The organism is Rhodococcus sp. 06-462-5, from assembly GCF_002258315.1.
Lineage (GTDB): Bacteria > Actinomycetota > Actinomycetes > Mycobacteriales > Mycobacteriaceae > Rhodococcoides.
On the sequence record NZ_NOYD01000055.1, the window covers coordinates 1 to 19,463 of the forward strand.

Consider the following 19,463-nt stretch of genomic DNA (forward strand, 5'->3'; position numbering starts at 1 on the left):
GGTGCGAGGCCAACGGCCAGGAAGAGGCGGCCTCGGCGTTGCCCAATGCACGACTGGACAATCCGTCGTCGTTCACCTGCACCGTCCCCGTCGGTCAGGAAACGCCCGACACCATCGCACCGATGAAGACAGTCGTCATCGGACCGGGTGGCGTGCCCTACCTGACCGACGGACACCACACGCTGACCTCGTTCTACGAAACGGCCGACGGTGGACCGAATCTGCATCTGCGCCTGCGGGTGGTCGCGAACCTCAGTGACCTGAGCCCCGCTGACTTCTGGGCGCGGATGAAGGCCGAGAAGTGGGTGTGGAACTACGACGTCGACGGCAACGAGGTTCCGGTGGAACAGCTGCCCTCGGGAGTGGGGCTCGCCAAGTTCCAGAACGACAAGTACCGCAGCCTGACGTACTTCGCCCGCGACATCGGCTTCACTCCCGGAACCATTCCGTTCCAGGAATTCTACTGGGGTGCATGGGTTCGCGACTCCGGCTCAGTCGACATCAGCGGCTGGGACGCCAACAACCTGACAAGCTACCTGAGCACCGTCGAGTCAGTGTCGCGTGCACAGGTCGCGGCTCCGAAAGACGCGGTGATCGACAGTGGCCGAACCGCAGCAGAACTCGGTGCGCTCGACGCCTGGAACGACGGCAAGGCAGCCACCAAGGGTGAATTCGGAAAGCTCTCGGCACCGTACTCGGACGACAAGCCCGGGAAGCTGGCCTACGCCTTGCAGTACAAGATGGGGCTGCCCAGGTAGTTCCAATCAGGCGTTGTCACAGCCTGGTCTGGAGGCGAGATCGCAGCCGCATCGCCACGAACACAAAGAAAGCGGTTGCGACCGAGACGATGACGATCTTCTGCAGGATTTCGGCGTAGGCGTCGACCAGGTGCCAGTTCTCGCCGAGCTGATAGCCCGCGGTGACGAAGATGGTGTTCCAGATCAGGCTGCCGAGTGTGGTGAGTACGAGGAATTTCGGCAACCCCATTCGCTCGATGCCGGCGGGCAAGGAGATGAAGCTGCGAAACAGTGGGACCATCCGGCCGAGGAACACCGCCTTCGAGCCGTGCTTGGCGAACCAGGCCTCCGAGCGGTCGAAGTCGGTGGCCTTGATCAGCGGAATCCGCGCCACCAGTGCCCGCGTGCGCTCGCGCCCGATGAGTGCGCCCACCGCGTAGACGATGATCGCGCCCAGTACCGAGCCGAGCGTCGTCCAGAAGAGAGCAGCACCGAAGGAGAACACGCCCTGACTGGCCGAGAAACCGGCAAGGGGCAGAACGAGTTCGCTCGGGATCGGCGGAAACAGATTGTCGGCGCCGACGACGACGGCGGCACCGGGCCCGCCGAGTGCGTCCATGACGCCGACCGCCCATCCGGCCAGCCCGTCGAGTTGCTCGGTTTCGGCCGCTGCAGCAATCAGCAAGTCGGACATATTCATTCCCCTGTTCGTAAGTGACGTCTCCGGTCGAGACGGCCACTGAGAACGCTAGAAATTTTCCGAATGGGGGACATCGAGGTAAACCGTCGACCATTCATCCGGACTCCCCCGCCGAAATCCTGCGGTTTACCGCAATACCAGCGACCACATACCTCGCTACGCTGCTCGGGTGCAGGGAAACGACGTCGTGAATCCACCTGACCTGGCAGATCGGATTGCCGTGAGGTCGGTTGCTCGGCGTTGGCTGGAGGCGCTTTCCGGGGTTATTCTCGGCGGTGTCACGGCGGTCTCTGCCCTGTTGTTCACCGTGGCAGCGGTATTCGCCCTCGCGTCGGTGCGCCTCCTCGGCCGGTGGGGAGCGCGACTTCGTAGGACAGTCGATCAGAGTGCACTAGCGTTGTCCGAGTTGGAGATTCGTCGTATCGCTCGCTTTCACGGCACTCTCCACACAGATGTCGCGACCCCTCACCGCTGTCGCTGGTATCTCGGAATGCGCTGGACGATCGGGCTACTCGGTTTAGGCGTAGTCCTGCTGCTGGCGCTGTGTCTCGCCGTGGCCGGCTCGATGGTCTCGGCATGGGTCCTCAGCGGCGGCTGGGGCCTGATCGAGAACTCCGACCGTGTCGACGGTGGACTCGTAGCACTGGTGTCGCTGCCCGGCATCCTCTTGATCTTCGTCGCGATCGTCGGAGTAGCAGGGGTGGGATCGTTGGACCGCTGGTTCGCCGTCCAAGTACTCGGAAGACAGTCGGATCGATTGCTGCAAGAGCGAGTAACCGAACTGACGAGCAGCCGCGATCACGTGGTCGATGCCATCGACGACGAACGCCGCCGCATCGAGCGCGACCTGCACGACGGCATACAGCAGCATCTGGTCGCTCTGGGAATGCTCATCGGCCGCGCCCGTCGCGCCGAGCAGCCCGACAAGATGAACGAACTCCTCGCCCAAGCCCAGGCCACATCGCAGGAGGCGATCAACGAGCTACGCGAGGTCGCCAACCGGGTGTACCCGATTGCGCTCGACAAGGACGGCCTGCGAGCAGCTGTCGAGGCGATGGCCGAGCGAACCAGTGCTCCCGTTCGAGTCACCTACGAACTGACGAACAGGTTGCGACCCGCTGTGGAGTCGGTCCTCTATTTCGTCATCTCGGAGGCCGTCACCAACGCAGCCAAGCATGCGTTCCCGAAACTGTTGGAGGTCAGCGTCACTCAGCAGAGGTTCGACCGCGTGCTAGCGACCGTCACCGACGATGGGCCAGGCGGTGCCGATCCGTCCGGCACCGGCTTGTCCGGGCTGGCCCGCCGTGTCGCCGCCGTGGACGGCATTCTGAGCGTGCACAGCCCGGTCGGCGGCCCGACTGTCGTGACGGCGAGCGTTCCGTGCGGGTGATCGTCGCGGAGGACTCGACGTTGCTGCGTGAGGGTCTGGTCCGTCTGCTGGTCGACGAGGGCCACGACGTGATCGCGTCCGTGGGCGACGCCGATGCGCTCCTGGTTGCCGTGGAAATAGATCGTCCGGACATCGTCGTCACCGACGTGCGAATGCCACCCGGTCACAGCGACGACGGCCTGCGGGCAGCACTGACCATTCGCGATCGATGGCCGGAGGTGGCGGTGCTCGTGCTGTCCCAGTACGTCGAAAACCGTTATGCGGCAGAGCTGATCAGCGGATCCGGCGGCAAGGTCGGCTACCTGCTCAAGGACCGCGTCGCCCAGGTCGACGAGTTCTTGGACGCCTTGGACAGGGTGGCCGACGGCGGGACGGCCTTCGATCCGGAGGTGGTGCGAGCACTGCTGTCCCGCACGACCCGATCGAATCCCCTCGAACGACTCACGCCTCGCGAACGCGATGTGCTCGAGCTGATGGCGCAAGGTCTGACCAACGCACGAATTGCAGCCGATCTGTACCTCTCGCTGAGCTCGGTCGAGAAACACATCAACGCCGTGTTCGACAAACTCGGTTTGGCGAACTCCACCGGCATGAGCCGACGCGTCATGGCTGTGGTGGCCTACTTGCGTACGTGATCGGTCCGCCTACCAACGGTCGACGTGCAGCACCGTTTCGATCGGATCCCGCGGAGCGACTTTGAACGTCTCACCCGTGTAGTACGCCGTGGGAATCAGCGCACCCTGATGGAAGTCCTCGGGGATGCCGAGCAGCTCGGAGATCTCTCTTTCCTTGGCGAGATGGATTGTCGTCCAGGCCGTTCCGAGACCACGCGCCCGCGCAGCCAGGGCGTAGTTCCACACAGCGGGCAGGAGTGAACCCCACAGACCGGCTTGATTTCCGGCCGGGAGGGTCTTGCCGGCCTGGATGCACGGAATCAGCAGCACCGGAACCTCACCCATGTGCTCGCCGAGCCATCCGGCACTGTCTCCGACGCGCTTCTGTACCGAGGCGCGTTCCGGGTCGTCGGCGAACAGCGCCGACGCGGAGTGCTTCGACGCCTGATACGCGGTGAACAGTTCGCCATAGATCGCGCCGATTCGGGCGCGAAGATCGGGATCGGAGACGACGATCCACTGCCACCCCTGCTTGTTCGAGCCGGACGGAGCCTGAAGAGCGATCTCGAGGCATTCCTTGATCAGCTCCATCGGAACCGGCCGCGTCAGGTCCAGGCGCTTGCGGACGGTGCGCGTCGTGGTCAGCAGCTCGTCTGGAGTCAGGTCGATGATCGGGAAGGAAGTCACCCCTCGATCATGCACCATCGAGATCGACCGAGGGCATCGTCGGCGAAGTCTGCGTTCGCGGCACCCCACGGCGGCGTCATGATCGCCTGCTCCGACCCAGCTCGGACTGCGCGATGCGGAATCTCAGTACAAGAGGATCCATCGAGATACCGACGCAACACCGGTAAGTGGAAATGCGCACTGCAGCACGTGTGCTGCCCTCACAAGCGCAGTGCAGTAAGCATTTCCACTCATCTCGGGCCTGGACCCCTACCCGTTCACCAGCTCGATGAGGTCGGTCGCCGCGGCGGCCGACGAGTTGGGGTTCTGGCCGGTGATCAGCAGGCCGTCACGGACGACGTAGGAGGCCCAGTCGGGGCCCTTGCTGTAGTCGCCACCGAGCTTGATCAACTCGTCTTCCACCAGGAACGGCACCACCTCGGTCAGAGCAACGCCCTCCTCCTCGGTGTTGGTGAAGCCGGTGACCTTGCGACCCTCGACCAACGGACTGCCCTCCGAGTTCTTCACGTGCCGCAGAACACCCGGCGCATGACATACCAGTGCAACTGGAATATGTTGCTGCAGTGCAGTTTCGATCAGCGTGATCGAGGTGCGGTCCTCGGCGAGATCCCACAGCGGCCCATGTCCACCGGGATAGAAGACTGCGTCGAACTCCGCGATGTCGACCGTACTCAGGACGACGGTCTCCGCGAGTTGCGCTCTCGCGTCCTCGTCCGCCTCGAACCGGTGCGTGTCCGCTGTCTGAAAATCGGGTTCGTTGCTCTTGGGGTCGAGCGGAGGCTGCCCGCCGAGGGGTGACGACAACACGATCTCGGCACCCGAATCCTTGAACCGGTAGTACGGTGCGGCCAGTTCTTCGAGCCAGAAGCCCGTCTTTCGTCCGGTGTTTCCCAGCACATCGTGTGAAGTCAGAACGATGAGAATTTTCATCGGTTACCTTTCATCTCTCGACCAGTAGACCGGTCGACTAGTGTTCGGCACGAATGTGTCGACGTGTGCGATTGTGTGAAGTGTTGCTAGATGCCCAGCAGGCGTTGGGTGAGCCTCAGAGCGTTGTCCATCGGCACTGTCGTCCGACTCAGCTTTGCTACGACGCTTGCTCCGAGCCAGAGGTCGTACAGCGAGGCCGCAACCTGTTGCGGATCGCCGCCGACAGTCATCGATCCATCGTCCGCACCACCTCGGACAGCCTTCTCGATTCGTTCGGTGATCGCAGTGATGCCATCCCCGAGTGCAACACGCATCGATTCCGACAGGTCTGCGACTTCGGCACCCAACTTGACGGCGAGGCACTTGCCCTGGCAGTCGAAACTGCTTTGCGATTCGATCCAGGACTCGAAATACTCCTCTATCCGCTGCGCCCACGTCCGGTCGCTACGGCTCAATATTGCATCGAAATCCGTGAGATAGTCCGTGAAGTACGACTGCAACATCGCCTCCCCGAGCGCATCCTTCGATGCGAAGTGATAGTAGAACGACCCCTTCGGGACATGTACCGCAGCCAGAATCTCGCTCAAACCGACTGCTGTGTAACCCTTTCGGGCCATCAGGCGCTGCGAGCAGGCAATGATCGCCTCTCGCGTGTCGGTCGTTTCGATCTCTGGCATGACGGCAACGGTACACGCTAGTAGACCAGTCGTCTACCTATCGATACTTCTCGGCTGCACGGCTCGTCCGGCCGGCGCGTCACGCCCGGATCGGGAGCATCGGACCGAGCACGTCCCAGGCGGATGCGTCGACCCACGACGGGTTCGATTGCTGCGGGGATCGGAACACCTCGAGCATCGACAGTGCCGCGATGGATTGGATGGTCGACGCGAGGATGGGCTCATCGAACAGCGTGATGTTCGTCGAGACCTTCCACTGCGGGCCGGGGACCGGGGTGCCTGTCAACCGACCCGCACCCCAGATCCCGCGTCGAGGATGGCTACCGACCCAGAACAACACGGATTGCCCGGGTGCCATAAGACGCGTTCGGTAGTTGTCTGCGACGCACCAGTGCTCGTGCGCACGTCTGGCCGCAATCATCGGCGCGAGGTCGGTCTTGTGCGGATTGCACTTGATCACCCACGCACCGAGAGTCCGATCGGTAATCGCCCGCGCAGTCACCTGGTGAGTGTAGAAACTCAGGACACCGCGTCGTTGCCCTGGGCCGCGGAGACCACCAGATTGCTTGCAGTCAGCCCGCTTCCGTTCTTGACAGCGTCGACCCACTGGTCGGTGGAGGCGACGGCCGCGAAGTTCGACTGCAAGAGCACCATCAGAGCCTTGTGCAGTTGCTCGGCCGAAACCGTGCCCGCCTCGTTCGAGAGGTTGATCGCACCGGTCGCGTCGGACAGGATCTCGACGGTCAGGTCCAGGACCTCGGCGTCGGCGCTGGAGGCGAGGTCGCAGTTGTTGGTCATGTATCCGACGATGGTGACGGTGTCGATGTTGTTGCTCTGCAGCCACTTCGCGATGCCGGTTCCGGCGAACACGCTGCTGTACTTCTTCTCGACCCGCTCGAAGGACGGCTGCACGAGCGCCTGAATGTCGGGGTGCAGCTCGTACGTCGGGGTGCCCTTGACGAATGCGGGCGCGCCTTCGGGCATCTCGTGCTGCACAATCGCGACGGGAAGATCCTGCGCCGCAGCCGCTTCGATCGCGCGAACGATGTTGGCCAACGACTCGTCACGGGGCGGGTACTGAATCTGCAAGACACCCTCGAAGTACTCCTGCTGGACGTCGATGACGATCAATGCTCTGCGCGGTGCGGTCATGGTGTTCTCCTTCGGCTGGCGATCTCGGTCGCTTCTCATCCTGCGGTGGCGGCCTTGCCCGCACGAGTGGCACGGATGCATACTTTCGATGGATTTGCGCCAACGTACGAGATCGGAGTCAGCCATGCGCATCGCGCTCTACGCGTTCGATGGCATCACGATGTTCCACCTCGCGGCACCGTTGATGGTGTTCGGCGAGGTGACCCGACTCGGGCTCGCCCCGGACTGGGAGACGCGAGTGTGGTCCGACGAAGCCGGGTCGATCCGCACCGAGGAGGGGTTTCCGGTCGGCGAGATCGCTGGGCCCGATACCGTCGACTGGGCCGACATCGTCATCGTGACGTCCTGGCCGGAGTCGTTGCCTCACATCGGCAATGACCTCTCCTCGGCGCTTCGCGGAGCGCATATGCGAGGCGCGGAGATCGCGGGACTGTGTCTCGGTTCGTTCGCCGTCGCCGATACCGGCCTGCTCGCCGGACGCCCCGCCGTCACACACTGGACGAAAATGCCCGAGCTGCGGGAGCGAAATGCACACGCCGGCGTCGACGAGTCCGTGCTCTACATCGACCATGGCGACGTGATGACCTCTGCGGGCACTGCGTCGTCGATCGATTCCTGCCTGCACATCGTGCGCAAGCACCTCGGTTCGGCCGCCGCGACGCGGGTGGCGCGCAGCCTCGTCGTCGCGCCCCATCGCGACGGCGGGCAAGCGCAGTACATCGAGCGCCCGGTGATCGAGGCATCCGGAGACACCACGATCGCCGACGTGCTGAGCTGGGCACTCGAACGACTGGACGAGCCACTGCCCATCGAGCGACTGGCCGAACGTGCGCGCATGAGCCGACGCAGCTTCATCCGCCAGTTTCAGCTCGAGACGGGGTCAACCCCGGCGCGCTGGGTGATGGACAAACGCCTGGAGGAATCTCGGAGCCTGCTCGAAACGACCGATCGCAGTATCGAGAACATCGCTGCCCTCTGCGGATTCGGCAGCGCAGTCACCCTGCGTCAGAATTTCCGCTCGGCATTCGCGGTGACCCCTACGGCGTATCGACGACAATTCGCCGTTGGTTGTGCAACCACGAGCATCGCCGACAGGCAAGGATGAGCGACGTGATCCTGTGGATAGTTGCCGGCGTCGAACTCGCCGCCATCATTGCTCTCGGTGTGGTCTTGATCGTCTCGCGTCGAAAGTTGAAGCACACGCGTCGCGCACTCGACCGCGCCCTCGAATCTCAGCAACGTCGAAAGCGACGCGGCCTGGTGCCCTTCGCGATCAGAACCGCCTTCCATACGACGGACCTACTCATCAACAAGGGTTTCGGCGCGACGGTCCGCAATTCCGTCGAAGACCTGGCGGGCTGGGCCAAGGTGGAACGACCCGATCTGGCACGAATGACGGCCGACGGCGACATCGTGGTGATGTTCTCCGACATCGAGGGGTCCACCGCACGCAACGAGGAACTCGGCGACCGCGGCTGGGTGAAGCTGCTCGAGAAGCACAACAAGCTGATCCGCAAACACGTCGACGATCACGGAGGTCACGTGGTGAAGAGCCAAGGCGACGGCTACATGATTGCTTTCTCCGACCCCGGACAGGCAGTGCGCTGCGGAGTGAAGGTGCAAGAGGCGTTGCTGAAGAACCCCGACCGCTGGGACCGCATCCGCGTACGCATGGGCGTACACGTGGGCAGTTCCGTGCGGCGAGGTGACGACCTGTTCGGCCTCAACGTGGCCATGGCAGCACGCGTCGCGGGACAGGCCGACGGCGGCGAAATTCTGATCAGCGAACCGGTGCGCAATGCCATCGGCACGGCGCATGATCTGACTCTCGGTACACCGCGAGACGTCGAACTCAAAGGAATGAGCGGAACCTTCCAGTTGTATCCGGTTGTCGTGGTCCCTCACGACCAAATAATGCAGTTGGAGTGACACTCTCCGAGTTCGGACGCGTACACATGGCCGTGGGCAAAACGGGCTCTTCGACCGGCTGCTGTTTACAGATCCCCCTGCACCAAGCCTTATGTCCGGAAGCCTGCGCGTGCAATGGCACCTGACACTTGGCAAGCGACGAGCTGTTTCACTCGAGACCGAACAGTTTCACGTAGGTGGCCGCCGCACGTTCCCTGAGCTGTTCGCCCGAAAGATCCTCCGGGCTCTCGCGAAGCACCGGATCCGAAAGATAATTATCGACATCGAAAAATAGCTTTTCTAGAATTATGAACTCACTAGCCTACACCTGACTTTTATCGTTGGTGAAGGTGCGAATATATTCCGCCTCGAAATCATGAGCCGAAATCTTTTCTCGCACAAATGACTCGATCATCTCCCTGTATTGGCTCGGCATTGTTTCGACTGATCTCTTGCTCCGTCACTACCCCCCCAAGAACTTCGTGCCCGAGCGCATCGCTGACTTGTGGACGCGGACCAACGAGAAATCGAAACTATCCATCTCGACTCAACTGACGAAGTTTAACCAACGCCGCGGTCGCACAGGTAAGCAATTGTCCTGCGTCCAGATCGTCATCACCACGCAACCTGTCCTCGGCAACGTAAGCGTCCACGTCGCCGAACAGACCGTTGACGATCTCGGACACTTCCCTTTCGAGTATCCCCGGCGTCCGCTTCACCAGCCTCAAATATGCCTTCTCAAAGACATCCGCGTTGTTCCTCCCATCTACGAAAGCCTCGATAGTGGGAATGAAAATCAGGGCCTGCTCGGCCGCCCTCCCGATAGCACTCATCAGTACAGTCTCCCCTCACTGAGAACCGACGCCATCTGGTCCTCACTCATTTCCCAGCCACTGACGAACTTTCCGTCTGGGCGTTGAACCACAATAAGCTTGGTGTCTGGGTTTACGCTCAGAAGCACTTCGTCACCCCTGTAGGTGCCGGAGATGTGCTCGGTTTTCGGATCCGCCATGAACTCGCGCACCCTCTCCGTGAAATGCCGGAAGCCATCACTACCACGCGGTTCAGATACGCCGAAGTCAGCTGCGTGCTTGAACTTCTTCTCGATCTGGCCCGCGTCGAAGGTGACATCTACCGGATCGATCCGCTTGATCGCCGGGCCGAGCCCAGGACCCGAACTGGGCGACGGGCTCTGTTCCCCGAGGTTTTTGATCCGATCCAGTTCCTTCTGCCTCCGCTGGAGATCACGTTCACGCTCCACCCCTCTCCCAAGGTTTCGGGCCGATTTCCACACATCGATCACACGCCGAAGCGGCGAAGCGAACCGGGCGGCGATCGACACCGCCCTCGCAGACGCGGCGATTGCACCAAGTCCGAAAGTGACGAAAGAGGCAGCGACACCGATAGCTGCGGTTATCGCCAACTCTTTCAGCAGATCATCGCGCAAACCTTCCAACTTGACCACCAGGTCGCCGCGCAGCTCATTCAAACCGTCACGGTGCTCTTCACAAGACACCCCGAGCTCGTTGGCTGCGTTGAGCACGTCATCGGCCGCAGCTTTCAATACGCGCAAGTCCTCGTCCACGAAAACCGCGTCGGGTGCGGTGACGCTATCGAACGCGGCCGCCGCTCGTTCAAGCGCGTCGGGTACTGCCGCACACGCGGCGTCGGCTGCGATTGCGGCCCATGCGGCCATCGCGATTTCAAGCTTGTCGGTATCGCCGTCCGGGACGATGACACCGATCTTTTCCACTAGTCCGAGGCCACTGTCCAAGAGTCCACCGTCGCCGCCGGCGGACGGTACGGGGACCTTGCAGACGAACATCGGTGCCGACGGGACCGGCGGTGGATCCGGCGGGAGCTGGGAGTGGTGGCCCGCCGCGACAGCCGCGTTGTAGTCGGCCATGGCGTGGTTGAATCCGAGCTGGGCGACGACGTTGCCGTAATGGTGAATGGCTTCGGCCAGAAATCGGATCGTGTCCAGCGTTTCGTTGGCCCGAGCGTCGTAGGACGATGCCCACGCCGCGGCCTCCTCGTAGCTGCCTGCCATGCTCCCACACCCGTACAGCTGTTCGAGATGCTGATTGGCGGCACCGAAAAACTCGGCAGCTACCCGGACGCAGACATCGGCCACGTCGTAGTAGCCCTGCGGATCGAGGTCCAGGTCGCTCATCCGGTCGTTCCGCGTCCCAGCAATCGCAGGTTGGCATTCGATGCCTCGGAGTACGAGCGGCGCGCGGCGGCCGCGGCGGCCCGCATTTCCATCAGCCCTGCGGCCATCTCGACTGCGCCGGCCCGCCACTCTCGCTGCGCGAAGCCGTACTGCGCTGCCGCGGCACCCTCCCAATGCTGTTGATGTTGGACGGTTCTCGCCTCGATTGCCTCGAGGTTGTCTTCGACAAGACCGAGGAAGGCTTCCAGCTCGACCAATGCACTATCCAGCTCGGCAAAATTCACCACGAAACGACCCACGTTGCGCGCCTACAGATTCAAAGAACTGTGGGTGCGCGCATTGGCCAGGTCGGTGTCGGAATACGTTACGCCTGCCTCGTTCAACAGATCGCCCATTCTGGCCAACGCTCCCGCGACTGCAACCGCGCCACTGTGAAAGTCGTTCCATCCCTCCCAATATGCGGTGGCCGCGGGCCCACGCCACGACTCGAGCAAACCCTCTATGTGGCGGTCCGCCTTCTTCGTTCCGCTCGACAGCGCATCGGCCGTCGCCTGAACGAACGCGGCGTACTCGGCGATCTGCTGCGACTCGACCACCAGCGCTGGCGCTGACCTCGTGTCATCCGACATGTGCTCCCCCGTCTGCGCCGCCGCTGCTCGCCGAAAATGGACGCTCATGGACTTGGACGTCGGCCAAGCCCAGTCGGTTCCATCGAACCGCACTAGGTTCCGTCGAGAATTAGCCTCGGACGAATCTTGGGCTCGAAGTGTGCCGGCGTGCCATCTCGTGCGAGACCGGGTCGCTGGCACCATTGCGCTCCAGCACATCGAAGTCCTCGAAAAGCTGACGAAGGTGTTCGAGGCAGCGGCCAAGCGGGACGTCGAGACAAACCAGCAAAATCAACAAATCCGGCTGCACAGTAAATTGATCGGGATGAGTGTTGTCTGTGCAGACTCGCTGGATCGGGGCATGCCAGCTGTCGGCGACGCCGCCTTTGGGCCCTACGACTTCGACCGGGCGATCTCCGTCGTGTAATTGCCGAGACGTCGCCAGAGCGCGCTCACTGCTCGGCGTTCTGATTGCCCCCCACTGAACGAATGAATGGTCCATTCAGTACGTCTGAGCGCGTGAAAGTCACATTGATCCGAACGGGGTGGGCGATGGACCGAATTCTGTTGCACCCCAATACGAATGAATGGTCCATTCACAGCGTCTGAGCGCGTGAATGGACCATTCATTCGATGAGGGGTGAGCCAGAGAAACTACTGCTTGGCCGACTCCAGTGCCTCGTTGAAGGTCTTGGACGGACGCATCACTGCCGCGGTGGCTTCGGGGTCCGGGTAGTAGTAGCCGCCGATGTCGACTGCGTTGCCCTGAACCTCGTTGAGCTCGGAGACAATTTTCTCTTCGTTCTCCGATAGCGTCTTCGCCAGCGCGGCGAAGTGCTTGGCCAGCTCGGTGTCCTCGGTCTGCTCGGCGAGTTCCTGCGCCCAGTAGAGAGCGAGATAGAACTGGCTGCCACGGTTGTCGAGTTCACCGGTCGAGCGCGAGGGGCCCTTGCTGTTCTCGAGCAGCTTGCCGGTGGCGGAGTCGAGCGCCTTGGCGAGGATGGTCGCCTTGACGTCGCCGGTCTTGGTGCCCAGATCTTCGAGGCTCACGGCCAGTGCCAGGAATTCGCCGAGCGAATCCCAGCGCAGGTGGTTCTCCTCGATGAGCTGCTTGACGTGCTTGGGAGCCGAGCCACCCGCACCGGTCTCGTACAGTCCGCCGCCTGCCATCAGGGGAACGATGGAGAGCATCTTGGCGCTGGTGCCGAGTTCGAGGATCGGGAACAGGTCGGTGAGGTAGTCGCGCAGGATGTTGCCGGTGGCCGAGATGGTGTCGAGTCCGCGGACCAGACGCTCCATCGTGTACCGGATTGCGCGAACCTGCGACATGATCTGAATGTCGAGGCCCTCGGTGTCGTGATCCTTCAGGTACTTGCGCACCTTGCCGATCAGCTCGTTCTCGTGCGGGCGGTACGGGTCGAGCCAGAAGACGACCGGCATTCCGGACTCACGCGCACGCGTCACCGCGAGTTTGACCCAGTCCTGGATCGGGGCATCCTTGACGATGCACAGACGCCAGATGTCGCCCTCTTCGACGGTCTGCGTCAGCAGTACCTCGCCGGTGGCCTTGTCGGTGATGTTCGCGATGCCGGCCTTCGGCACCTCGAACGTCTTGTCGTGCGAGCCGTACTCCTCGGCCTTCTGCGCCATCAGGCCGACGTTGGGAACGGTGCCCATCGTCGTCGGATCGAACTGGCCGTTGGTCTTGCAGAAGTTCACCATCTCCTGGTAGATCCGGGAGAACGTCGACTCGGGGTTGACGGCCTTGGTGTCCTTGGGACGGCCGTCCGCTCCCCACATCTTGCCGCCGGCGCGAATCATCGCGGGCATGGACGCATCGACGATGACGTCGCTGGGCGAGTGGAAGTTGGAGATGCCGCGAGCGGAGTCGACCATCGCGAGCTCCGGACGGGTCTCGTGACACTTGTGCAGGTCTTCGATGATCTCGTCGCGCTTGGACGCCGGCAGCGTCTCGATCTTGGCGTAGAGATCCGACAGGCCGTTGTTGACGTTGACGCCCAGCTCCTCGAAGAGCTCGTTGTGCTTGGCGAACGCGTCCTTGTAGAACACGCGCACGGCGTGGCCGAACACGATGGGGTGCGATACCCGCATCATCGTCGCCTTGACGTGCAGGGAGAACATGACGCCGGTGTCGTAGGCGTCCTGCATCTCGTGCTCGTAGAAGTCGAGCAGCGCCTTCTTGCTCATGAACATCGAGTCGATGACGTCACCGTCGGTGAGCGAGACCGTCTCCTTGAGCACGATCGGATCGCCGTCGGTGGGCAGCAGTTCCATCTTGATCTCGCGGTCGCCGTCGACGACGGTCGACTTCTCACCGTGGTAGAAGTCGCCCTCGCGCATGTGCGCAACGTGGGTGCGTGACGCCATCGACCACTCGGTCATGGAGTGCGGGTGCTTGCGGGCGAATTCCTTCACGGCCTTCGGGGCACGGCGGTCGGAGTTGCCTTCGCGCAGAACGGGATTGACGGCGCTGCCGAGGCACTTGGTGTACCGGTCGCGGATCTCGCGCTCTTCGTCGGTCTTCGGGTTGCCGGGGAAGTCGGGGATCGCGTAGCCCTTGTCCTGCAGCTCCTTGACGGCTGCGAGCAACTGCGGCACCGAGGCGCTGATGTTCGGCAGCTTGATGATGTTGGTCTCGGGCAGCTGCGTCAGCTTGCCCAGCTCGGCGAGGTTGTCGGTCACTCGCTGATCTTCGTTGAGGTAATCGGGGAACTCGGCGAGGATGCGGTTGGCAACGGAGATGTCACTCGACTCGACGTTGATCTCGGCCGCGCTGGCGAAAGAACGTATGACCGGCAGAAACGCGTGAGTCGCCAGCATGGGCGCCTCGTCGGTCAGGGTATAGATGATGGTCGGCTTCTTCGCTGTCATGTTTCGCCTTTGCCTCAGTTTCAACGTCGTCTTTTGGATGCGTCCACTGACGACTTTAATCTTTGAACCCGCCGCTGTGCGTCCCAGTGGGGTATCACTCCACCTGCGGTTCCAAGTTACCGACCAGTAGGGCGCTCAAAGGTTTTCACAGCGTTCCTCGATCCGCCCCTGACCACCGCCGAAGCATCCGATTTGCCCGAATTGGAACAACAGACCCCTCCCCGACCGTTGAACGAATCATGACGACCTACAAGACTGTCAATCCAGCCGACGGCACAACCGTCAAGGAATTCGAAACCCTCGACTCGGCCGGGGTCGAGCGCGCGCTCGCCGACGCACACGCCGGATTCCGGACGTGGCGCAAGACCTCACCGAAGCATCGCGCCGAAATTCTGCACAAGGTCGCCGACCTCTACACCGAGCGCTCCGACGAACTGGCCAGGACCATCTCACTCGAAATGGGCAAGCCACTCACCGAATCCCAGGGTGAGGTGGAGCTGTCGTCGAACATCTACCGCTACTACGCCGACAACGGCCCCGCCCTGCTCGAGGACGAGAAGCTCGACGTACCCGGTGCGGAAGACACTGTGCTGCAGCGCAAGCCGGTCGGCGCGCTCGTCGGCGTCATGCCGTGGAACTTCCCCTACTACCAGGTGGCTCGGTTCGCAGGCCCGAACCTGATGGTGGGCAACACGATTCTGCTCAAGCACGCACCCAACTGCCCGCAGTCGGCGCTGCTGATGGAGGAGATCTTCCAGCAGGCCGGACTCCCACAGGACGCGTACATCAACATCTTCGCGACCAACGAGCAGATCGCCGACATGATCGCCGACCCACGCGTGCAGGGCGTCTCGCTCACCGGTAGCGAGCGTGCCGGAACCTCCGTCGCCGAAACAGCAGGACGCAACCTCAAGAAGGTCGTTCTCGAGCTCGGCGGATCCGACGTGTTCATCATGCTCGACTCCGACGACATGGACGCAACGGTCGAGTCCGCGACCCGGGCGCGGCTGTCCAACGCAGGTCAGGCCTGCAACGCCGCCAAGCGGATTCTCGTTGCCGAGGAGTTCTACGACGACTTCGTCACCAAGCTCACCGCCTCGTTCGAGGCCGTGCAGACCGGCGACCCGCTGGACGCGAACACCACCCTCGGGCCGCTGTCGTCGCAGACCGCTGCCGACACGTTGATCGAGCAGATCGACGACGCCGTCGCCAAGGGCGCAACACTGCTCACCGGCGGCAAGAAGATCGACGGACCGGGTGCATTCGTGCAGCCCACGCTGCTGACCGACGTCACCCCGGACATGCGTGCGTACAGCGAAGAGCTGTTCGGACCGGCCGCGGTTATCTACAAGGTCGAAAGCCCGCAGCAGGCAATCGAATTGGCGAATTCCTCGGCTTACGGCCTGAGCGGCTCGGTATGGAGCGCCGACCTGGACAAGGCCCGCGACGTGGCCGAGCAGCTCGAGGTCGGTATGGCTTTCGTCAACGAGCACGGCACCACCCTTCCCGGCCTGCCGTTCGGCGGCGTCAAGCGCTCCGGCGTCGGCCGCGAGCTGGGACCGTGGGGCATGGACGAGTTCGTGAACAAGAAGCTGGTTCGAGTCTCCGCGAAGTAAGCGGCACCGACGATGCTCCCCGGGCGCGCTGCCCGGGGAGTTTCGTCGTTCGAAGCATGGTCATACTGTCCCGATGATCGTCGAACACGCCCTGCTGCATGTCATTCCCCACCGAACCGACGAGTTCGAGGTCGTCTTCGCCGACGCGAAGTCGATCATCTCCTCGATGCCGGGTTTCGTGAATCTGACGCTGTCGCGGGGCATCGAGCAGCCCGATGTCTACCTTCTGCTGGTCGAATGGGAACGCCTCGAAGACCACACGGAGGGCTTCAGGAAGTCCGACCGGTACCAGGAGTGGAAGACGGTGCTGCATCACTTCTACGAGCCGTTCCCCGTCGTCTCGCATTTCGACCCGATATCGAACGCCTAGGAGATAGGTTCGAGTCCCGTCCCATCGCCGTTTCGAGGAGATATTCGTGGCCAACGCTTCGTCGTTCGTATCCAAGCAGGACGACATCGAGATCAGCACCTACACCTGGGCCACGTCGGCCGACCCGGCTCGCGGCGTCGTGCAGATCGCGCACGGCCTCGCCGAACACGGCAGCCGCTACGCCCGATTCGCCGCCGCCCTGAACGAGGCCGGATTCCACGTCGTCGCGTCCGATCATCGTGGTCACGGCCAGTCGATAGTCGACACCCCTGGCGATTTCGGTGCCGCCGCGTTCGCCGGGTTGTGGTCCGACATCGAGCAGTTGGGCGAGTCGTTGCTGAACGAGTACCCGGACCTGCCACTGTTCCTGTTCGCGCATTCGATGGGATCGTTTGCCGCGCAGCATGTTCTGATCGAACGATCCGACCTGTACGAGGGTGTGGTGCTGTCGGGATCGACGACGCTCGACATCCTCGCAGCCGGCATGGCCGACGCGCCAGCAGGCGACCTGAGCGTGTTCAACGCCGCCTTCGAGCATCGCACCGGATACGAGTGGCTCACCCGTGACGAAGCAGAAGTGGACGCCTACGTCGCAGATCCGTTGTGCGGATTCGACCTCCCGGAGTCGACGGTCCCCGCATTGTTCGGTGAGGCCGACAAGCTGGCCGACCCGCACAACCTCGAGCAGATCCGCTCCGACCTCCCGCTGCTCATCACCTCGGGAACCGACGACCCGCTCGCCGGAGGCGGACAGTTGATCGAGACCCTCGCCGCCCGGTACCGCGAGGCCGGGATGAGCGACGTGACCGTCACTCTCTACCCCGGCGCGCGCCACGAAATCGTCAACGAGACCAACCGGGACGAGATCACCGCGAACATCATCGACTGGCTCACCGACCGCGCCGGAAAGATCTAGCGCTTTCGTAGCTGCACGGGCTGCCCGTCCTCGGGGAAGGGTAGCGACGTGAAGTTCAGCGGCGCAACGTAATCGGGGTCGACCGACCAGTCGAACCGCAGCAGCAGGTGGTGCATGATCGTCTTGATCTCCGCGCCCGCGAAGAACATGCCGATGCACTTGTGCACGCCTCCGCCGAACGGCTCCCACGCGTAGCGGTGCACCTTGTCCTCCCGGCGATCGTCGGCGAACCTGCCTGGGTCGAACTTCTCGGGGTCCGGCCAGTACTGCTCCATGTGGTGCGTGAAGTGCGGCGCGACCGACGCGTACGTCCCCGCGGGTACGAACCTTCCCTGCACCTCGGTGTCCTTGACAGCGCGTCGCGCCACCACCGGAGTGGGCGAGACCAGCCGCAGGCATTCCTTCATCACCAGATCGACACTGTGCAGTTCGTCGAGTTGCGCGAGCGTCGGCGCATCGGTGCCGAGGGCCTCGGACTCCGCGCGGCACTTGTCCTGCCACTCCGGATGTTGCCCGAGGTACTGCATCATCGTCGACAGCGTGATCGTCGACGTGTCGTGCGCGGCCATCAGCAGGAAGATCATGTGGTCGATCACTTCCTCGTCGGAGAATCGCTCGCCGTCGTTCCCCTCGATGTGGCACAGAACCGAGAACAGGTCGTCGGTTTCGGTGGCGCGCCGCGACGGTAGGTAGCGCCGGAAGAACTGCTCGAGCATGGCTCGGCCATCGAGGCCACGCTTCCACCGCGTTCCCGGAACGCGATAGCGCACGATCGACGTCGCCGCCTGAACGCACGCCACGAAACTCGAGTTGAGCTCGGCTATCTCGGCTTCGGTGCTGCCCTCGGCACCGCCCATGAAGATGCTGGTTGCCACCTCCAGGGTCAACGCCTTGAGCGCCGGGTAGACCTGGACGTCGCGCCCGCCCTGCCATGCGTCCAAACCGGTTGCGGTGACAGGATTCAACGCCTCGACGGATTTGGTGAGCCGGTCCCTCGTGAACGCCTGCTGCATGATTCGTCGGTGCTTCAGATGCTCGTCGGAGTCGAGCAGCATCAAACCACCGTGAAAGAACGGGCCGATCAGCAGCGACCAGCCGTCACCATTCGCAAACGCCTTGTCGGCGTTCTGCAATACCTCTTGGCATGCGTCCGGACCGAGGACGGTGATCCACTTCTGCCCGGCCATCGTCAGCCACGACACCTCGCCGTACTTCTCCCACCGACTCCCTAGCAGTTTCAGCGGATCTCGGATGTATTCGAGCGTGTGCCCCACAACGGGAATGCCGCCGTCGCCGTATACCGGTTGGAGCGTTGAATCAGCAGGTGGAGCAGCCAGAGCACGTGCCATTGTCGACCTCCGTCAATCTGACAGAGTGTCCTGTCAGATGGCATGTAGTCTGCGTCACACGTGCTTCCTCTGTCAAGATCTACTCATGGCTTCCCCGACGCGCCGCTACAACGGCATGAGCGCCGACGATCGCACCGCCGACCGTCGCGCGCGATTGCTCGAAGCCGGGCTCGAAGTGTTCTCCACGGCCGGTGCCCAGAACACGACCATGACCGCGATCTGCGCAGAGGCGAAACTGACCGAGCGCTACTTCTACCAAAGTTTCTCCGGCAAAGAGGATTTGCTCGAGAAGGTGGTCGAGTCGGTGTCCGACGAGATCCGGGCCGCAGCTCTGGACGCGCTGCACTCCCCTGCCCCCACCGTCGAGGAACAGGTGCGCAACGCCATCACTGCGTTCGTCGGCGTGCTCACCGAAGACCGACGCAAGGGACGCGTCGCGATGATCGAGTCATTGGCCGTCGACTCCCTTCGCGACTATCGACGACAGTCCATGCGCGCGTTCGCCCATCTGGTAGCCGAGCAATCACGCGAGCTGTTCGGCGAACAGGCCTGGCCGCAGCCACAATCCGAGATCAACGGCCTGCTCTTCATCGGTGGACTCGCCGAACTGGTCATCGCGTGGTTGAACGACGAAATCGACATCACACCTGCCGACATCGTCGACGCCGCAACCCGACAGTTCATCGCGACGGCACACCGCTGAGGTGCCTTCGGCAGTGGCGTGATCAGGTGCCGCGGAGGGCA

The 19,463-nt window shown here is 62.7% G+C and carries 23 protein-coding genes; 10 read left to right on the forward strand and 13 right to left on the reverse strand.

Annotated features, from left to right (window positions below; genetic code table 11):
* Positions 1-758, forward strand: a 758-nt coding sequence (locus CH251_RS25060) for a ParB/Srx family N-terminal domain-containing protein (RefSeq protein WP_094615521.1), incomplete at its 5' end; no start/stop codon positions are given.
* A gap of 16 nt (positions 759-774) precedes the next feature.
* Here the strand turns inward: CH251_RS25060 and CH251_RS25065 are convergent.
* Positions 775-1,431, reverse strand: a complete 657-nt coding sequence (locus tag CH251_RS25065) for a DedA family protein (RefSeq protein WP_094615522.1) — start codon at positions 1,429-1,431, stop codon at positions 775-777.
* Positions 1,432-1,624: 193 nt separating this feature from the next.
* Here CH251_RS25065 and CH251_RS25070 point away from each other — a divergent pair, with 193 nt between their 5' ends.
* The gene (locus tag CH251_RS25070; protein ID WP_256979295.1) at positions 1,625-2,827 is read left to right on the forward strand and encodes a sensor histidine kinase; all 1,203 of its coding nucleotides are present in this window, start codon (positions 1,625-1,627) and stop codon (positions 2,825-2,827) included.
* Complete coding sequence (locus tag CH251_RS25075) at positions 2,818-3,462, forward strand: response regulator transcription factor (protein ID WP_094615524.1); 645 nt, start codon at positions 2,818-2,820, stop codon at positions 3,460-3,462. The genes CH251_RS25070 and CH251_RS25075 overlap by 10 nt, the downstream gene beginning before the upstream one ends.
* A 9-nt stretch (positions 3,463-3,471) precedes the next feature.
* Here CH251_RS25075 and CH251_RS25080 read toward each other — a convergent pair whose 3' ends face one another.
* From CH251_RS25080 to CH251_RS25100, 5 genes are all read right to left on the reverse strand, one after another.
* Positions 3,472-4,128, reverse strand: a complete 657-nt coding sequence (locus CH251_RS25080; protein WP_094615525.1) for a nitroreductase family protein — start codon at positions 4,126-4,128, stop codon at positions 3,472-3,474.
* Positions 4,129-4,377: 249 nt separating this feature from the next.
* Positions 4,378-5,058 (reverse strand): type 1 glutamine amidotransferase domain-containing protein, encoded by a 681-nt coding sequence (locus tag CH251_RS25085; protein WP_094615526.1) that lies wholly within the window; start codon positions 5,056-5,058, stop codon positions 4,378-4,380.
* Positions 5,059-5,144: 86 nt separating this feature from the next.
* On the reverse strand, positions 5,145-5,735 hold the full coding sequence (locus CH251_RS25090) for a TetR/AcrR family transcriptional regulator (protein ID WP_094615527.1): 591 nt from the start codon (positions 5,733-5,735) through the stop codon (positions 5,145-5,147).
* A gap of 79 nt (positions 5,736-5,814) precedes the next feature.
* Positions 5,815-6,237 (reverse strand): EVE domain-containing protein, encoded by a 423-nt coding sequence (locus CH251_RS25095; protein WP_256979296.1) that lies wholly within the window; start codon positions 6,235-6,237, stop codon positions 5,815-5,817.
* Positions 6,238-6,254: 17 nt separating this feature from the next.
* The gene (locus CH251_RS25100; protein WP_094615564.1) at positions 6,255-6,887 is read right to left on the reverse strand and encodes an isochorismatase family protein; all 633 of its coding nucleotides are present in this window, start codon (positions 6,885-6,887) and stop codon (positions 6,255-6,257) included.
* Between the two features lie 124 nt (positions 6,888-7,011).
* On the opposite strand from CH251_RS25100, the gene CH251_RS25105 reads away from it, so the two are divergent.
* Together CH251_RS25105 and CH251_RS25110 are read left to right on the forward strand one after the other, a co-directional pair.
* Positions 7,012-7,992 (forward strand): GlxA family transcriptional regulator, encoded by a 981-nt coding sequence (locus CH251_RS25105; RefSeq protein ID WP_094615528.1) that lies wholly within the window; start codon positions 7,012-7,014, stop codon positions 7,990-7,992.
* Positions 7,989-8,816: an adenylate/guanylate cyclase domain-containing protein gene (locus CH251_RS25110; protein ID WP_179273530.1), complete on the forward strand. Its 828-nt coding sequence runs from the start codon at positions 7,989-7,991 to the stop codon at positions 8,814-8,816. The genes CH251_RS25105 and CH251_RS25110 overlap by 4 nt, the downstream gene beginning before the upstream one ends.
* 301 nt (positions 8,817-9,117) lie before the next feature.
* Here CH251_RS25110 and CH251_RS28325 read toward each other — a convergent pair whose 3' ends face one another.
* The 5 genes from CH251_RS28325 to CH251_RS27665 form a co-directional block, all read right to left on the reverse strand.
* On the reverse strand, positions 9,118-9,231 hold the full coding sequence (locus tag CH251_RS28325) for a colicin immunity domain-containing protein (protein ID WP_143537884.1): 114 nt from the start codon (positions 9,229-9,231) through the stop codon (positions 9,118-9,120).
* Positions 9,232-9,328: 97 nt separating this feature from the next.
* Positions 9,329-9,628 carry a colicin immunity domain-containing protein gene (locus CH251_RS25115; protein WP_094615529.1) on the reverse strand — a complete coding sequence of 100 codons (300 nt, stop codon included), beginning with the start codon at positions 9,626-9,628 and terminating at the stop codon, positions 9,329-9,331.
* Positions 9,628-10,968, reverse strand: coding sequence for a colicin D domain-containing protein (locus tag CH251_RS25120; RefSeq protein ID WP_094615530.1), 1,341 nt, complete (start codon positions 10,966-10,968; stop codon positions 9,628-9,630). The genes CH251_RS25115 and CH251_RS25120 overlap by 1 nt, the downstream gene beginning before the upstream one ends.
* The gene (locus CH251_RS25125) at positions 10,965-11,255 is read right to left on the reverse strand and encodes a WXG100 family type VII secretion target (RefSeq protein WP_179273531.1); all 291 of its coding nucleotides are present in this window, start codon (positions 11,253-11,255) and stop codon (positions 10,965-10,967) included. Before CH251_RS25125 ends, CH251_RS25120 begins: the two co-directional genes overlap by 4 nt.
* Positions 11,256-11,276: 21 nt before the next feature.
* Positions 11,277-11,597: a WXG100 family type VII secretion target gene (locus tag CH251_RS27665; protein WP_179273532.1), complete on the reverse strand. Its 321-nt coding sequence runs from the start codon at positions 11,595-11,597 to the stop codon at positions 11,277-11,279.
* Between the two features lie 157 nt (positions 11,598-11,754).
* Here CH251_RS27665 and CH251_RS25135 point away from each other — a divergent pair, with 157 nt between their 5' ends.
* A complete protein-coding gene (locus tag CH251_RS25135) occupies positions 11,755-12,003 on the forward strand; it encodes a hypothetical protein (protein WP_179273533.1) in 249 nt (82 codons plus the stop codon).
* 227 nt (positions 12,004-12,230) lie between these two features.
* Here the strand turns inward: CH251_RS25135 and CH251_RS25140 are convergent, their stop codons facing one another.
* Positions 12,231-14,468, reverse strand: a complete 2,238-nt coding sequence (locus tag CH251_RS25140) for an NADP-dependent isocitrate dehydrogenase (protein ID WP_094615534.1) — start codon at positions 14,466-14,468, stop codon at positions 12,231-12,233.
* 239 nt (positions 14,469-14,707) lie between these two features.
* On the opposite strand from CH251_RS25140, the gene CH251_RS25145 reads away from it, so the two are divergent.
* From CH251_RS25145 to CH251_RS25155, 3 genes are all read left to right on the forward strand, one after another.
* Complete coding sequence (locus tag CH251_RS25145) at positions 14,708-16,084, forward strand: NAD-dependent succinate-semialdehyde dehydrogenase (protein ID WP_094615535.1); 1,377 nt, start codon at positions 14,708-14,710, stop codon at positions 16,082-16,084.
* Between the two features lie 73 nt (positions 16,085-16,157).
* Positions 16,158-16,454 carry an antibiotic biosynthesis monooxygenase gene (locus CH251_RS25150; protein ID WP_094615536.1) on the forward strand — a complete coding sequence of 99 codons (297 nt, stop codon included), beginning with the start codon at positions 16,158-16,160 and terminating at the stop codon, positions 16,452-16,454.
* Between the two features lie 46 nt (positions 16,455-16,500).
* A complete protein-coding gene (locus CH251_RS25155; RefSeq protein ID WP_094615537.1) occupies positions 16,501-17,370 on the forward strand; it encodes an alpha/beta fold hydrolase in 870 nt (289 codons plus the stop codon).
* On the opposite strand, the gene CH251_RS25160 is transcribed toward CH251_RS25155, so the two are convergent.
* Positions 17,367-18,719, reverse strand: a complete 1,353-nt coding sequence (locus CH251_RS25160; protein WP_094615538.1) for a cytochrome P450 — start codon at positions 18,717-18,719, stop codon at positions 17,367-17,369. The genes CH251_RS25155 and CH251_RS25160 overlap by 4 nt on opposite strands.
* Positions 18,720-18,804: 85 nt before the next feature.
* Between CH251_RS25160 and CH251_RS25165 the strand changes: the two genes are divergently transcribed.
* Complete coding sequence (locus CH251_RS25165) at positions 18,805-19,422, forward strand: TetR/AcrR family transcriptional regulator (protein WP_179273534.1); 618 nt, start codon at positions 18,805-18,807, stop codon at positions 19,420-19,422.
* Positions 19,423-19,463 lie beyond the last annotated feature (41 nt).